The following is a 14962-nucleotide window of genomic DNA, read 5'->3' on the forward strand; positions in this document are numbered from 1 at the left end:
GCGGCTGCCGTGGCCGCTGCCCTCGCGCGCGTTCGCGGGGCAGGTCGGTGGTGATGCATGCGGCGCGTGGCACAGCCGATCCGCGTCCGCGGAAATGCCGCGTGCCATCGGCGCGGTGCCGGCAACGCGCGGCGCGCTCGACTAGCGCGCGCGCTCCCAGTCGATCGTGCCGGCGATGACCGTCTGCACGCGTCCTCCGGACCACACCTCGCCGTCGGTGTCGACCTGCAGCTCGATGCGCGCGTCGAAGCCGACCTCGCGCCCCTGGCTGATGCGGTAGCGTCCGCCCGTGCCGGGCAGCGCATCGCGGTCGGCGAGCCAGGCGGCGAGGGTGGCGTTGGCGGCGCCGGAGGCGGCGTCCTCGAAGCGTCCGGTGGCGCCGACCCAGGCGCGCACGGCGAGCTGGTAGTCGGCATCGAGGCTGCGCGCGAACACGCACAGGCCCATGCTCCCGGTCTCCAGCGCCAGCCGTTCGACCGCATCCCAGCGCGGCTCGGCGGCCCGCAGCGCGGCTTCGTCCGCGACCTCGGCCAGCCACCAGCGGCGGCCGCCGTCCACCAGCGCCGGCGGCAACGCGCCGCGCGGCAGCGGGCCGAGCGCGTCGGCGAGACGTGCATGCGCGGGATCGGCGACCTCGACGATGCGCGCGCGGGGCGTGCGCACCGCGATCGTGCGCGACGGCCCGTCGCCGTCGACGCGCAGCGGCAGCCGCCCGGCCACGCCGTCCTGCACCAGCAGTCCGTCGCGCGGCGCGACCAGCCCCGCCTCGAGCACCGCATGCGCGGTGCCGACGCTGGGGTGCCCGGCGAACGGAACCTCGCGCCGGGGGCTGAACATGCGGATGCCGTAGCTCGCCTCGGGCGAGGACGGCGCGAACACGAAGGTCGTCTCCGGCAGCCGCGTCCAGCGCGCGATCGCCTGCATGGTGGCCTCGTCCAGGCCTTCGGCATCCAGGACCACGGCGAGCGGATTGCCGACGCCGGGGCGGTCGGCGAACACGTCGAGCTGCAGGTAGCGGCGGGGCATGGGGGCTCGCGGCGATGGGGGCCGCGCAGCTTACCGCGCGCGATGGATGCAGCTGCAACCGCCGCGCGGGCAGGTCGCGCAGCGGGATGCGGCCGGGCGGGGACGCGGCCGGACGCTGCGGCCGGTCTTCGGCACGGAGGCGGATTCGATAGAATCCGCGCTTCGCTCCGCGCGCGGAGCGCCGCCCGCACCATCCGGAATCCCGCCATCCCCATGCCTTCCTCCCCGACCGGCACGCCCTGGGTCGTGCTCAAGTTCGGCGGCACTTCGGTGTCGCAACGCCACCGCTGGGACACGATCGGCCGCCTCGCGGGCAAACGCGCCGGCGAACATGGGGCACGGGTGCTGGTGGTGGTGTCGGCGCTGTCGGGCGTGACCAACGAACTGACCGCGATCGCCGACGGCGCCTCGGATGCCGGCGCGCGGGTGCAGGCGCTGGTCGAGCGCCATCGCGCGTTCGCGGAGGCGCTCGGTCTGGATGCCGGCGCGGTGCTCGGCGCGCGCCTGGATGCGCTGCGGGCGCTGGCGGAGGACGCGCGCGCCACGACGCGCACGCTGGACTGGCAGGCCGAGGTGCTGGCGCAGGGCGAACTGCTGTCCTCGACCCTCGGCGCGGCCTACCTCGCGTCGCAGGGGCTGGACATCGGCTGGTGCGATGCGCGCGACTGGCTGGACGCGATCGAACTGCCGAACCAGAGCGCGTGGGGGCAGCGGCTGTCGGTGTCGTGCCGGCGCGAGGCCGACGACGCGTGGCGCACGCGCTTCGCGGCCCAGCCGACCCGGCTGCTGATCACCCAGGGCTTCATCGCCCGCCACGGCGACGGCGGCACCGCGGTGCTGGGGCGCGGCGGCTCCGATACGTCTGCCGCGCTGTTCGGCGGCCTGCTGCGCGCGCGCGGGGTGGAGATCTGGACCGACGTGCCGGGCATGTTCACCGCCAATCCGCGCGAGGTGCCCGACGCGCGCCTGCTCACCCGCCTGGACTATGCCGAGGCGCAGGAAATCGCCACCACCGGGGCCAAGGTGCTGCACCCGCGCTCGCTGGGTCCCTGCCGCGTGAGCGGCGTGCCGATGGCGATCCTCGACACCGAGCGCCCGGACCTGCCCGGCACCCGCATCGATGGCGACGCCTCGCCGGTGCCCGGGGTGAAGGCGATCAGCCGCCGCAACGGCATCGTGCTGGTGTCGATGGAGACGGTGGGCATGTGGCAGTCGGTGGGCTTCCTGGCCGACATCTTCGAGCGCTTCCGTCGCCACGGCCTGTCGGTGGACCTCATCGGCTCGGCCGAGACCAACATCACCGTCTCGCTCGATCCGAGCGAGAACCTGGTCAGCACCGACGTGCTGGCGCGGCTGTCCGAGGACCTGGCGCAGATCTGCCGGGTCAAGGTGATCGCGCCGTGCGCGGCGATCACCCTGGTCGGGCGCGGCATGCGCTCGCTGCTGCACAAGCTGTCCGACGTGTGGGCGACCTTCGGCCAGGAGCGCGTGCACCTGATCTCGCAGTCGTCGAACGACCTCAACCTGACCTTCGTCATCGACGAGGCCGACGCCGATGGCCTGCTGCCCGAGCTGCACGCCGAACTGATCGGCAGCGGCGCGATGCCGGTGCAGGACGCATCCGTGTTCGGACCCAGCTGGCGCGAGATCCAGCACGGCCCGCCGGTGCGCGAGCCGCGCTGGTGGCAGGCCGACGCCGCGCACGCGCGGCTGCTGGAACTGGCCGCCGGCGAGACGCCGCGCTACGTCTACCACCTGCCGACGGTGCGCGAACGCGCGCGCGCGCTGAACGCGGTGGAGGCGATCGACCGGCGCTTCTTCGCGATCAAGGCTAATCCGCATCCGCAGGTGCTGCGTGCGCTGGTGGAGGAGGGCTTCGGGCTGGAATGCGTGTCGCAGGGCGAGCTCGAGCGCGTGTTCGAGGCCGTCCCGCAGCTCGATCCGGCGCGCGTGCTGTTCACCCCGAGTTTCGCGCCGCGGCGCGAGTACGAGGCGGCGTACGCGCGCGGGGCGACGGTGACGCTGGACAACGTCGAGGCGCTGCAGCGCTGGCCCGAGGTGTTCCGCGGCCGCGACCTGTGGCTGCGGATCGACCTCGGCCGCGGCGACGGCCACCACGCCAAGGTCGTGACCGGCGGCGCGGCGTCGAAGTTCGGCTACCCGGTGGCGGAGGTCGATGCCTTCGCAGACGCCGCGCGCGCGCTCGATGCGCGCATCACCGGCATCCACGCCCACCTGGGCAGCGGCATCGGGCACCCGCGCCACTGGCGCGAGGTCTATGCCGAACTCGCCGCCGTCGCCGACGGCATCGGCACCGTGGACACGATCGACATCGGCGGCGGCCTCACCATTCCCTACAAGCCCGACGATGCGCCGTTCGACCTCGCCGCCTGGGCGGAGGGCCTGGCCGAGATCAAGGGCGCATGGCCGCGCTACCGCCTGGCGATCGAGCCCGGCCGCTTCCTGGTGGCCGAATCCGGCGTGCTGCTGGCGCGCGTCACCCAGGTGGTCGAGAAGCAGGGCGTGCGCCGGGTCGGGCTGGACGCGGGCATGCACTCGCTGATGCGGCCAGCGCTGTACGACGCCTGGCACGGCATCCACAACCTCTCGCGGCGCGGGGCGCGGGCCGACGCCGCGTTCGACGTGGTCGGCCCGATCTGCGAATCCAGCGACGTGTTCGGCCACGACCGCCGCCTGCCATCCGACACCGCGGAAGGCGACGTGGTCGCGATCGCCGATGCCGGCGCCTACGGGTTCGTGATCGCCAACCACTACAACCTGCGCGGCCTGCCGCGCGAGGACGTGCTGGCATGAGCGCCGTCGTGTTCGATCGCGACGCGATCCGCGCCTTCCGCTTCGTGCGCTGCGGCTTCGATGCCGGCACCGGCGTGGCGCAATTGGTATATGCCTTCGACCACGGGCCGGAGCTGGTCGAGACGGTGACCCTGCCGGGCGCACCCTTCGCGCTCGACCCCGCGCGCGCCGCGGCCGCACAGCGCGCGCTGCGGCTGCTGCACCTGGTGGCCGGCGTGAGCTACTACAAGGCCGCGGTGCCGCCGGAGATCCGGGTCGAGGGCGACGGGCTCGACGCCGCGACCGCGGCCCTGCTCGAGGAGATCTACGTCCACGGCCTGGGCGAGTTCGCCTATCGCAACGGGCTCGACCTGCACGGGCGGATCCGGTTTCCGGTCGCGGGCGACAAGGCAGCGGCGGACGGCGATGCGACGGCGCCCACGCTCGGCCTGCGCCACCATGCGCTGGTCGCGATCGGCGGCGGCAAGGATTCGCTGGTCAGCATCGAGGCGCTGCGTGCGCTGGGCGTCGACCAGACCGTGAGCTGGATCGGCGGGTCGCAGCTGATCCGCGCCTGCGCCGCGCGCACCGGGCTGCCGATGCTCAACATCGGTCGCCAGCTGGCGCCGGAGCTGTTCGAGTTCAACCGCCAGGGCGCCTGGAACGGACACATCCCGGTGACCGCGGTGAATTCCGCGATCCTCGCCTTCGCCGCGGTGGTGCTGGGCGTGGACCAGGTGGTGTTCTCCAACGAGCGTTCGGCCAGCTACGGCAGCCTGATCGAGGGCACCGGCGAGGTGAACCACCAGTGGTCCAAGGGCTGGGCGTTCGAGCGCGCGTTCGCCGCGTACCTGCGCGAGCACGTCGCCGCGGACCTGTCCTACTACTCGCTGCTGCGGCCGCTGAGCGAGCTGGCGGTGGCGCGCCAGTTCGCGCGCACCGACCAGTACGACGCGTATTTTTCCAGCTGCAACCGCAATTTCCACCTGCTCGGCGAGCGCCCGGTGAACCGCTGGTGCGGCGTGTGCCCCAAGTGCCATTTCGTGTTCCTGGCGCTGGCACCGTTCATGCCCAAGCCGCGGCTGGTCGGCATCTTCGGCCGCAACCTGCTGGACGATCCGGCGCAGGTGCCGGGCTTCGACGCGCTGCTCGAGTACCGCGACCACAAGCCCTTCGAATGCGTGGGCGAGGGGCGCGAATCGCGCGCGGCGATGGCGGCCCTGGCCGCGCGCCCAGAGTGGCGCGAGGACGCGGTGGTGGCGCGGTTCGCGCGCGAGATCGCGCCGCAGCTGGCCGGCGACCAGGAGGACGTGGCCGCCCTGCTGGTGCCCGACGACGCCGGGCATGGCGTGCCGGCGCCGATCTGGGAACGCCTCCGTGACCGCTTCGCGCCCTGACCTGGCCTCGCTCGCCGGGCAGCGCGTGGCGCTCTGGGGCTGGGGGCGCGAGGGACGGGCGGCGTACGCGGCGCTGCGCGGCGCGCACGCGCCGCAGGCCGGAGCGGACGGGGCGGGCGACCGCTTTCCCGCGACCCTGACGCTGTTCTGCTCGCCGGCCGAAGCGGGGGATGCGCGCGCGCTGGGCGATGCGCGGCTGCGGGTCGAGACCGAGGCGACGGCCGAACGGCTGTCGGCGTTCGACGTGGTGGTCAAGTCGCCCGGCATCAGTCCGTACCGGCCCGAAGCGCAGGCGGCGGCGGAGCGGGGCACGCGCTTCATCGGCGGCACCACGCTGTGGTTCGCAGCGCGCCCGGATGCCACCACGGTCTGCGTCACCGGCACCAAGGGCAAGAGCACCACGTCCGCCCTGCTCGCGCACCTGCTGCGCGCCGGCGGCCACCGCGCCGCGCTCACCGGCAATATCGGCCAGCCGCTGCTGGAACTGCTCGATGGCGATGCCGAGGTCTGGGTGGTCGAGCTGTCGAGCTACCAGACCCGCGACGTCGCCCGCAGCGGGGTGCGCCCGGCGGTCGCGGTGGTCACGAACATCTTCCCTGAACACCTCGACTGGCACGGCAGCCAGGCCCGCTACGTCGAGGACAAGCTCTCGCTGCTGACGCAGGCGCGGCCGCGCATCGCGGTGCTCAGCGCCGGCGATGCGACGCTGTCGGCGCTCGCGCTTCCGGACAGCGAGGTGCGCTGGTTCGGTCGCGCCGACGGCTGGCACCTGCGCGGCGACGTGGTGTGGCGCGGCGACGAGCCGGTCTTCGACACCCGCGAGCTGCCGCTGCCCGGGCGCCACAACCGCGGCAACCTGTGCGGCGTGCTGGCCGCGATCGAGGCGCTGGGGCTGGATGCGAAGGCGCTGGCGCCGCACGCGGCGACGTTCCGGGCGCTGCCGCACCGGCTGCAGCTGCTGGGCACGCGCGACGGGATCAGTTACGTCAACGATTCGATCAGCACCACGCCGCACGCGAGCCTCGCCGCGCTGGAGGTGTATGCGGGGCGCCGCGTGGCGATCCTGGTGGGCGGCCACGACCGCGGCCTGGACTGGCAGGCGTTCGCCGATGCGATGCGGCTCGCGCCACCGGCGGCGGTGGTGACCCTGGGGCAGAACGGCCCGCGCATCCATGCGCTGCTGGAGGGCGCGGCCGCCGCTGCGGGCTTCGCGCTGCGCCAGGCGCGGGATCTGGAGGAGGCGGTCGCGCAGGCGCGGTCGCTGCTCGACGGCGAGGGCGTGGTGCTGCTCTCGCCCGGCGCGCCGAGCTTCGGCGCCTATCGCGACTACGCCGAGCGCGGGCGGCACTTCGCCGCGCTGGCCGGGTTCGATCCCGACGCCATCACCGCGATCCCGGGCATCGGCATCGCCTGACGATCCGGCCGTCTCCGGGCCGGTGGTCGCGCAGGCGCTGCGCGGGCATCCGCCCCCGACCCGTGGAGCACGCGGATCGCCAGCCAGGCGGGTTGCCAGCGCCCGGGCGCGGACGATGCGCGCCTGCACGCCGCGCGTGCACGGCTGCGCTAGGCTGTCGGTCCGCTCCCGCCCGAGGATCCGCCATGCGCCTTGCCGCCCCCCTGCTCGCGTTGCTCTCGGCCGTCGCCCTGCCGGCTACCGCCGCGGCCGCGATGACGTCCCAACCCGTGGAATGGTCCGTCGACGGAGAGGCCTACAGCGGCTGGCTGGTGTACGACGACGAGGACGACGACCGTCGCCCGGGGCTGGTGATGGTGCCCAACTGGATGGGCGTGACCGACGACGCGCTGGAGCGGGCCAAGGCGGTCGCCGGCGACGACTACGTGGTGCTGGTCGCCGACGTCTACGGCAAGGGCCGGCAGCCGAAGGACAGTGGCGAGGCCGGCAAGCTCGCCGGCGCGCTGCGCGGCGACGACCGCGGCGCGCTGCGCGCGCGGATGCAGGCCGCACTCGACACGCTCAAGGCGCGGGCCGGCGAGGCGCCGCTGGATGCCGGCCGCATCGGCGCGTTCGGCTTCTGCTTCGGCGGTTCGGCGGTGCTGGAACTGGCGCGCGCCGGGGCCGACCTGGCCGGCGTGGTCAGCCTGCACGGCGGCCTCGCGCCCGGCGCGCAGTCGCCGACCGCGTCGAAGATCGCCAGTCCGGTGCTGGTGCTCAACGGCGCCGACGACAAGGCCGTGAGCGATGCCGACATCGCCGCCTTCGAGCAGGAGATGGATGCGGCCGGCGCCGACTGGCAGTTCGTCGACTTCAGCGGCGCGGTGCACTGCTTCGCCGAGCCGTCGGCCGGCAGCGACCCGGCCAGCAACTGCCGCTACGACGCGCGCGCCGCGAAGCGCGCCTACGCGATGATGGACGGCTTCTTCGAGGAAGCGTTCGGCGAGGACTGACCGCCGGCGCTGCCCGGCATCGCCGCGGTCGTGCCCGACGCAAAGATCCGTCAGTGCCCGCGTTCCACCGCGTGCCGCGCCAGGCCGCGCAATGCGGCGAGCGCCTCGTTGTCCGGTAGCGGCGCCAGCGCGGCCTCGGCCGCCGCGGCGTATGCGCGGGCCCGGGCGCGGCTGTAGTCGAGGCTGCCGGCGCGCGCGATCGCGGAGAGTACGTCCGGCATCGCGCTCGTGTCGCCCTGCGCGACGATCGCGCGCAGGCGCTCACGCGTGGGGTCGTCGGCCTGCGCCATCGCATGGATCAGCGGCAGCGTGGCCTTGCCCTCGGCCAGGTCGTCGCCCAGGTTCTTGCCCAGCGCGGCGGCGTCGCCGTCGTAGTCGAGCACGTCGTCGGCGATCTGGAACGCGTAGCCCAGCTGCAGGCCGTAATCGTACAGCGCCTGCTGTGTCGCTTCATCGGCGCCCGACGCGAGCGCACCCAGGCGGGTGCCCGCGGCGAACAGCACCGCGGTCTTGCGTTCGATGACGTCGAGGTAGGCGGCCTCGTCGGTATCGGGGTTGCGTACGTGCAGCAGCTGCAGCACCTCGCCCTCGGCGATGCGGTTGGTGGTGTCGGCCAGCAGCGCCATCACCGCCATGCTGTCCAGTTCGACCATCAGCTGGAAGCTGCGCGAATACAGGAAGTCGCCCACCAGCACGCTCGGCGCGTTGCCCCACAGGGCGTTGGCCGTGCTGCGGCCGCGGCGCAGGTCGGATTCGTCGACCACGTCGTCGTGCAGCAGGGTGGAGGTGTGGATGAACTCGACGATCGCGGCCAGCTGGTGGTGGCGCGGCGTGACCTCGCCGGTGGCGCGGCCGGCCAGCGCGACCAGCATCGGCCGCAGGCGCTTGCCGCCGGCGGACACGATGTGCTCGGCGACCTGGTTCACCAGCACCACGTCGGAGGCCAGGCGGCGGCGAATCAGGGCATCGATCGCCGCCATGTCGCCGGCGGCCAGCGCCTGGATCTCGGGCAGGCCGGGGACCGGCGCGGGGGAGAGGTCGGCCATGGGGGGTCCGTCGAACATGAACCCGCGATTATACGGAGCCGGCGTGGCCGCCCGGCGGGGCCACGACGGGCCGGGCCTGCCCGCGCGCGCCAGGCCGCGGCAAAGCCTGACCGGCGCGTGCGGCAGCCGCCGACGGCGCGGACCCGGGCCGGTATACTGCAATGCCCGTGCCGGCTTCTTCCGGCGACACCGAAGGACAGCAATGGCTCGTGGCATCAACAAGGCGATCCTCGTCGGCAATCTCGGCAACGATCCCGAAACCAAGTACACCCAGGGCGGCATGGCGATCACCAAGGTCAGCCTCGCCACCACGTCCGTGCGTAAGGACCGCGACGGCAACAACCAGGAAAAGACCGAGTGGCACCGGGTGACCTTCTTCGGCAAGCTCGGCGAGATCGCGGCCGAGTACCTGCGCAAGGGGTCGCAGGTCTACGTCGAGGGCCGGATTACCTACAGCGAGCACACCGGCGACGACGGCCAGAAGCGCTACTACACCGACATCATCGCCGACGAGATGCAGATGCTCGGGGGCCGCGGCGAAGGCGGCGGTGGTGGTGGCGGTGGCAGTGGCGGATCCTACGAGCGTTCGCGCCCGCAGCGCTCCGAGTCCGCGCCGCGCCAGCAGTCCGCCCCTTCGCGCCAGCAGGCGCCGGTGGACGACTTCTCGGACGACGACATCCCGTTCTGACGCGGGGCATCCCATGACCAGCGCAGACGCGGAGGGCCCGTGCCGACCTGGCTGGTGACCGGCGGCGCCGGGTTCATCGGCGGCAATTTCGTGCTCGGTGCGGTCGCGCGCGGCGTGCGCGTCGTCAACCTCGACGCGCTCACCTATGCGGGCAACCTCGACACGCTGGCCTCGCTGCGCGACGATCCCCGACACGTCTTCGTCCATGGCGACATCGGCGACCGCGGGCTGGTGTCGCGCCTGCTCGCCGAGCACCGCCCCGACGCGGTGGTGAATTTCGCCGCCGAAACTCACGTCGACCGGTCGATCGACGGCCCCGCGGCCTTCGTCCAGACCAACGTGGTCGGGACGCTGGCGTTGCTCGAGGCGGTGCGCGAGTACTGGGCCTCGCCAGCTGCGGATGCCGGGGGTCCGTTCCGGTTCCTGCACGTGTCCACCGACGAGGTCTACGGCGCGCTCGGCGAGCGCGGGCGCTTCACCGAAGCCTCGCCGTACGCGCCGAACTCGCCGTACGCGGCGTCCAAGGCCGCGTCCGACCACCTGGTGCGCGCGTTCCACCACACCTACGGGCTGCCGGTGCTGACGACCAACTGCAGCAACAACTACGGCCCGTTCCAGTTTCCCGAGAAGCTCATCCCGCTGGTGATCGCGAAGGCGCTGGCCGGTGAGCCGCTGCCGGTCTACGGCGACGGCCGCCAGGTGCGCGACTGGCTGTTCGTGGCCGACCACTGCGCCGCGATCCACGCCGTGCTGGCAGGTGGCCGCGTCGGCGAGACCTACAACGTCGGCGGCGATGCCGAACGGCGCAACCTCGAGGTGGTGGAGGCGATCTGCGCCCTGCTCGACACGCGCCGCCCGCGCGCGGACGGCCAGCCGCACGCCGCGCTGATCCGTTTCGTCGCCGACCGGCCGGGCCACGACCGGCGCTACGCGATCGACGCCGGCAAGCTGCGCGACGAACTCGGCTGGAGGCCGGAATACGGCTTCGAGCGCGGCCTGGCCGAGACCGTCGACTGGTACCTGTCGCACCAGGACTGGGTGCGGCGCGTGCTCGACGGCAGCTACCGGCTCGAGCGCATCGGGGTGGCCGCGTGACTGGGCGCAAGGGCATCGTGCTGGCGGGCGGTTCGGGCACCCGCCTGTATCCGATCACGCAGGCGCTCAGCAAGCAGCTGCTGCCGGTGTACGACAAGCCGATGATCTACTACCCGCTGAGCGTGCTGATGCTCGCGGGCATTCGCGAGGTGCTGGTGATCAACACCCCGCACGAGCAGGCACTGTTCCGCAGCCTGCTCGGCGACGGCTCGCAGTGGGGCATGAGGATCGACTACGCCGCGCAGCCCAGCCCCGACGGGCTTGCCCAGGCGCTGTTGATCGCAGCCGACTTCCTGGCCGGCGCACCGAGCTGCCTGGTGCTGGGCGACAACATCTTCCACGGCCCGGGCCTGAGCGCGATGCTCAGGCGCGCCGACGCGCGCGACACCGGTGCCACGGTGTTCGGCTACTGGGTCGCCAACCCCGAACGTTACGGCGTCGCCGAGTTCGACGCGGCAGGCAGGGTGGTGGGGCTGGAGGAAAAGCCCGCGGCACCGCGATCGAACTACGCCGTGACCGGCCTGTACTTCTTCGACGAGCGCGCGAGCCAATTCGCCGCCGGACTGCAGCCCTCGGCGCGCGGTGAACTGGAGATCACCGATCTCAACCGCTGCTACCTGGAACGTGGCGAGCTGCACCTGGAGCAGCTCGGGCGCGGCTACGCCTGGCTCGACACCGGTACCCACCAGTCGCTGATGGAGGCGTCGAACTACATCGCCACCATCGAGGCGCGACAGGGGCTGCGGGTGTGTTGCCCGGAAGAGATCGCCTGGAACAACGGCTGGATCGATGCCGCGCAGCTCCGTGCGCTGGCCGCGCCGCTGGACCGCAGCGGCTACGGACGTTACCTGCTGGGCCTGGCCGAGCGCGGGCACGTACCGTGAAGGTGGTCGAGACGGGCCTGCCGGGCTGCGTGGTGATCGAGCCGCAGGTCTTCGGCGACGCGCGCGGCTACGTGTACGAGTCGTTCAACCGCGACAAACTGGCAGCACGTGGCCTGGCCCCCGAGGTCGTGCAGGCCAACGTCTCGGCCTCGACCCGCGGCGTGCTCCGCGGCCTGCATTACCAGTGGCCGAATCCGCAGGGCAAGTACGTCTCGGTGCTCGAAGGCGAAGTCTGGGACGTGGCGGTCGATATCCGTCGCGGGTCGCCGCATTTCGGCCGCTGGACCGCGGTGGTGCTGAGCGCGGAGAACCGGCGCCACATGTGGATCCCGGAGGGCTTCGCGCACGGGTTCGTGGTGCTGAGCGAACGCGCGCTGTTCCATTACCTGTGCACCGCCACCTACGATCCTGCCGCCGACGCCGGCATCCGCTGGAACGACGCGGACCTTGCGATCGACTGGCCCGTGGCCGCGCCGCTGCTCTCGCCCAAGGATGCGAAGGCGCCATTCCTGGCCGACATCGCGCCCGAGCGGCTGCCGACCTTCGCCGCATGAGGATCCTGCTGCTCGGCGCGAACGGGCAGGTGGGCCATGCGCTGCGCGAGGCCTTGCCCGCGCTGGGCGAGCTGGCGTGCGCGACGCGCGGCGGCCGGCTGTCCGACGGCACGTCGTGCGAACGCGCGGATTTCGACCAGCCCGACGCTCTTGCCCCGCTGATCGCACGCGTCGCGCCGGACATCGTCGTCAATGCGGCCGCCTATACCGCGGTCGACCGCGCCGAGGACGACCGCGAAGCCGCGTACAGGATCAACGCCGAAGCGCCGGGCGTGCTTGCAGCCGCATGTGCGCGGCGCGGTGCGCTGCTGGTGCACTATTCGACCGACTACGTCTTCGACGGTCGCGGCACGCGTCCGTATCGCGAGGACGATTCCGCGGCGCCGCTCGGCGTCTACGGCGCGAGCAAGCTCGCGGGCGAGCAGGCCGTGCGCGCGGCCGGCGGCCGACACATGATCCTGCGCACGGCCTGGGTATACGGCCTGCATGGGCACAACTTCCTGCGCAGCATTCTGCGACTGGCCGGCGAGCGCGATGAGCTGCGTGTGGTCGACGACCAGATTGGCACGCCGACCTCAGCGGGGCTTGTCGCTCGGACGACCGGGACCCTGCTCACGCAGCAGCTCCGGAGGTCGGGGACCTGGCATCTGGCTGCGCGCGGCGAGACCAGCTGGCATGGGCTCGCGGTGTCGATCGTCGAACACGCGCATGCGCGGGGGATGCTCGACCGAATACCGAAGGTGGCGCCGGTTGCGTCTTCCGAGTATCCATCGAGGGCCTCCCGGCCGGCGTACTCCTGCCTGGACTCCGGGCTGCTGCAGCGCGAATTCTTGACCCCGCTGCCCTGCTGGCAGGATGATCTCGCGCGGGTGTTCGACACCGAGCACGGCCGGCGCGGGTGACCGGTGGGCCATATGGGGCGATTTCTCGAATCGGGGGCAGGGATGGCGGCTGGTACGTGGAGGGTGGTGGTAGCGATTCTTCTTGCGATGTTGCCGCCCGCCGGGGCGTGGGCATTGGACGTCCAGGATTTCGTCAGGACCGGTTCGTTCGAAGACCTCAAGATCTCCCCACGCGGAGACTACTTCGCTGCCACGGTTCCGCTCGACGACAGGACCGCACTCGCGATCCTGCGTCGTTCCGACAACGCGCTCGTCGCCACTGCCAACCTCGGCGAGAACACGCATGTTTCTGAATTCACGTGGGTGGATGACGATCGGGTCCTGTTTTCTGATGCCCGCAAGTTCGGTAGGCTGGATCAGCCGCAGATGGCCGGCAACCTCTACGTGACCTCCGCCAGCGGGGCGAGGACCGAGATACTCGTCGGCCAGCATGTGGACGTCCCGACCCTCGGTACGTCCATTCGCGGGAAGAAGGCCGAGCCGGTCGCCGCGTTCCTGGTGGACGAGCTTTGGGCGGAACAGGACTTCGTGCTGATCTCCGTCGCGCCCTTCACCGACGACCCATTCACCCGGATCGAGAAGATGAGCCTCTCGAGCGGTCGCCGCGTACCCGTAGGACGTGCCCCGGTCCGTCGCGCACGCTTCCTCGCGGACCATTCGGGCACCGTGCGCGCCGCTTATGGCGCGGGAGCCGACAACGTCAACAAGCTCTATCTCCGCGATGACGAAGGGAGTGCGTGGCGCTTGGTCAACGACGAGTCGACCAGCGGCCGTATCGAATGGCCAATCGGCTTCTCCGAAGATGATTCGGTGGTCTACCTCCAGTCCGAGCAGATCGACGGTCCCGACGCGATCGTGGCGATGGATGCGGGCAGCGGTGGACGGACCACCGTCCTGGTGGACGACGAGGTCGCGCCCGAGGCCATCATCTACCGACCCTACACACGCATTCCGGTCGGTGCGCGTTTCATGGACGGCATGGACAGGACCGCATTCTTCGACGCCGAGTCGCCTGTGGCGCGTCAGTACCGCAGTCTGGAGGCGGCTTTTCCCGGCCAGTCGGTGACCGTGACTTCGGCGACGAGGGACGGGAAGTACCTGCTGATCCAGACCACCAGCGACAGGAACCCTGGGGATTTCTTCCTGTTCGACACCTTGGCGAAGAAAGCGCAGCACGTGGTCAGCCGCCGCGAATGGTTCGATCCCGCGGAGATGGCCGAGATGAAGCCTTTCGCGATCACGGCCCGCGACGGCCTCCGGCTGCAAGGCTATCTCACCATCCCCCCTGGCTCGGACGGTCGCAATCTGCCCTTCGTCGTGATGCCACACGGCGGCCCGTTCGGCGTTTACGATCGCTGGATGTTCAATGATGAGGCGCAATTGCTGGCTGCAGCCGGGTATGGCGTGCTGCAGGTGAATTTCAGGGGTTCGGGAAACCGGGGCAGGCGCTTCGAATCCGCAGGCGCGCGGCAGTGGGGCCGCACGATGCAGGACGATGTCACCGACGCGACCCGCTGGGCGATCGAACAGGAAATCGCCGATCCGGCGCGTCTGTGCATCTATGGCGCCAGTTACGGCGCGTACGCGGCCTTGATGGGGGTTGCGCGCGAGCCGGGCCTCTACCGGTGCGCCGCCGGATACGTGGGTGTTTACGACCTGCCGCTGATGCACGGTACTGGCGATATCCAGCGCCGAGGCTCGGGCGAAACGTACCTGCGCGAATGGATCGGGCCACCGGAAGAGTTGCAGGCAGTGTCGCCGACTCGGATGGCCGACCGCATCCTTGCCCCCGTCTTTCTTGCCGCAGGCGGCGAGGACGACCGAGCGCCCATTGAGCACACCCGGCGCATGGAACGCGCGTTGCGGGCTGCCGGGAGGGAGGTCGAGACCCTCTATTATCCAACCGAGGGTCACGGCTTCTACCGGGAGGCGAACCGGATGGAATTCTACCGCCGCCTGCTGTCGTTCCTGTCCAGGAACATCGGTACGCAGACGCCGGCCGCACACTAGTCGCAGGCGGCGATCCTGGAAGCTGGAGACTTCTGTGCCGGCATCTTCGGGGCGTCTCGCGCGATCGAAGCGCCACGTTTGGCCCCTCGTCGCGGCATGCCCTCGCGGACACCCCTCTTCCGGCACCGCTGGACGCGCCCCGGCCGCCGGCGTAGCGTGCG

The 14962-nt window shown here is 71.6% G+C and carries 12 protein-coding genes; 10 read left to right on the forward strand and 2 right to left on the reverse strand.

From position 1 onward, the window contains the following. Nucleotides 1–141: 141 nt before the first annotated feature. Nucleotides 142–1026 carry a PhzF family phenazine biosynthesis protein gene (locus QFW80_RS15230; protein ID WP_280602825.1) on the reverse strand — a complete coding sequence of 295 codons (885 nt, stop codon included), beginning with the start codon at nucleotides 1024–1026 and terminating at the stop codon, nucleotides 142–144. 213 nt (nucleotides 1027–1239) lie between these two features. On the opposite strand from QFW80_RS15230, the gene QFW80_RS15235 reads away from it, so the two are divergent. The 4 genes from QFW80_RS15235 to QFW80_RS15250 all read left to right on the forward strand — a co-directional run bounded on the left by QFW80_RS15235 (nucleotide 1240) and on the right by QFW80_RS15250 (nucleotide 7622). After that, nucleotides 1240–3840, forward strand: a complete 2601-nt coding sequence (locus QFW80_RS15235; protein WP_280602826.1) for a bifunctional aspartate kinase/diaminopimelate decarboxylase — start codon at nucleotides 1240–1242, stop codon at nucleotides 3838–3840. Further along, nucleotides 3837–5216: a UDP-N-acetyl-alpha-D-muramoyl-L-alanyl-L-glutamate epimerase gene (murL, locus tag QFW80_RS15240; protein WP_280602827.1), complete on the forward strand. Its 1380-nt coding sequence runs from the start codon at nucleotides 3837–3839 to the stop codon at nucleotides 5214–5216. Before QFW80_RS15235 ends, murL begins: the two co-directional genes overlap by 4 nt. Continuing rightward, nucleotides 5164–6630 carry a UDP-N-acetylmuramoyl-L-alanine--D-glutamate ligase gene (murD, locus tag QFW80_RS15245; protein ID WP_280602828.1) on the forward strand — a complete coding sequence of 489 codons (1467 nt, stop codon included), beginning with the start codon at nucleotides 5164–5166 and terminating at the stop codon, nucleotides 6628–6630. Before murL ends, murD begins: the two co-directional genes overlap by 53 nt. Before the next feature lie 185 nt (nucleotides 6631–6815). After that, complete coding sequence (locus tag QFW80_RS15250) at nucleotides 6816–7622, forward strand: dienelactone hydrolase family protein (RefSeq protein ID WP_280602829.1); 807 nt, start codon at nucleotides 6816–6818, stop codon at nucleotides 7620–7622. Nucleotides 7623–7672: 50 nt separating this feature from the next. On the opposite strand, the gene QFW80_RS15255 is transcribed toward QFW80_RS15250, so the two are convergent. After that, the gene (locus QFW80_RS15255; protein WP_280602830.1) at nucleotides 7673–8668 is read right to left on the reverse strand and encodes a polyprenyl synthetase family protein; all 996 of its coding nucleotides are present in this window, start codon (nucleotides 8666–8668) and stop codon (nucleotides 7673–7675) included. Nucleotides 8669–8870: 202 nt separating this feature from the next. Between QFW80_RS15255 and ssb the strand changes: the two genes are divergently transcribed. The 6 genes from ssb to QFW80_RS15285 all read left to right on the forward strand — a co-directional run bounded on the left by ssb (nucleotide 8871) and on the right by QFW80_RS15285 (nucleotide 14801). Next, nucleotides 8871–9356, forward strand: a complete 486-nt coding sequence (ssb, locus tag QFW80_RS15260) for a single-stranded DNA-binding protein (protein ID WP_280602831.1) — start codon at nucleotides 8871–8873, stop codon at nucleotides 9354–9356. A 39-nt stretch (nucleotides 9357–9395) separates the two neighbouring features. Further along, the gene (gene rfbB, locus QFW80_RS15265) at nucleotides 9396–10451 is read left to right on the forward strand and encodes a dTDP-glucose 4,6-dehydratase (protein WP_280602832.1); all 1056 of its coding nucleotides are present in this window, start codon (nucleotides 9396–9398) and stop codon (nucleotides 10449–10451) included. Beyond that, nucleotides 10448–11335, forward strand: coding sequence for a glucose-1-phosphate thymidylyltransferase RfbA (gene rfbA / locus QFW80_RS15270; RefSeq protein WP_280602833.1), 888 nt, complete (start codon nucleotides 10448–10450; stop codon nucleotides 11333–11335). Before rfbB ends, rfbA begins: the two co-directional genes overlap by 4 nt. Then, complete coding sequence (rfbC, locus tag QFW80_RS15275; protein ID WP_280602834.1) at nucleotides 11332–11889, forward strand: dTDP-4-dehydrorhamnose 3,5-epimerase; 558 nt, start codon at nucleotides 11332–11334, stop codon at nucleotides 11887–11889. Before rfbA ends, rfbC begins: the two co-directional genes overlap by 4 nt. After that, a complete protein-coding gene (gene rfbD, locus QFW80_RS15280) occupies nucleotides 11886–12791 on the forward strand; it encodes a dTDP-4-dehydrorhamnose reductase (RefSeq protein ID WP_280602835.1) in 906 nt (301 codons plus the stop codon). The genes rfbC and rfbD overlap by 4 nt, the downstream gene beginning before the upstream one ends. Nucleotides 12792–12878: 87 nt before the next feature. Continuing rightward, nucleotides 12879–14801 carry an alpha/beta hydrolase family protein gene (locus QFW80_RS15285; protein WP_280602836.1) on the forward strand — a complete coding sequence of 641 codons (1923 nt, stop codon included), beginning with the start codon at nucleotides 12879–12881 and terminating at the stop codon, nucleotides 14799–14801. The last annotated feature ends 161 nt before the right edge of the window (nucleotides 14802–14962 follow it).

The sequence above is a fragment of the Luteimonas rhizosphaericola genome (assembly GCF_029888045.1).
Classification (GTDB): domain Bacteria; phylum Pseudomonadota; class Gammaproteobacteria; order Xanthomonadales; family Xanthomonadaceae; genus Luteimonas; species Luteimonas rhizosphaericola.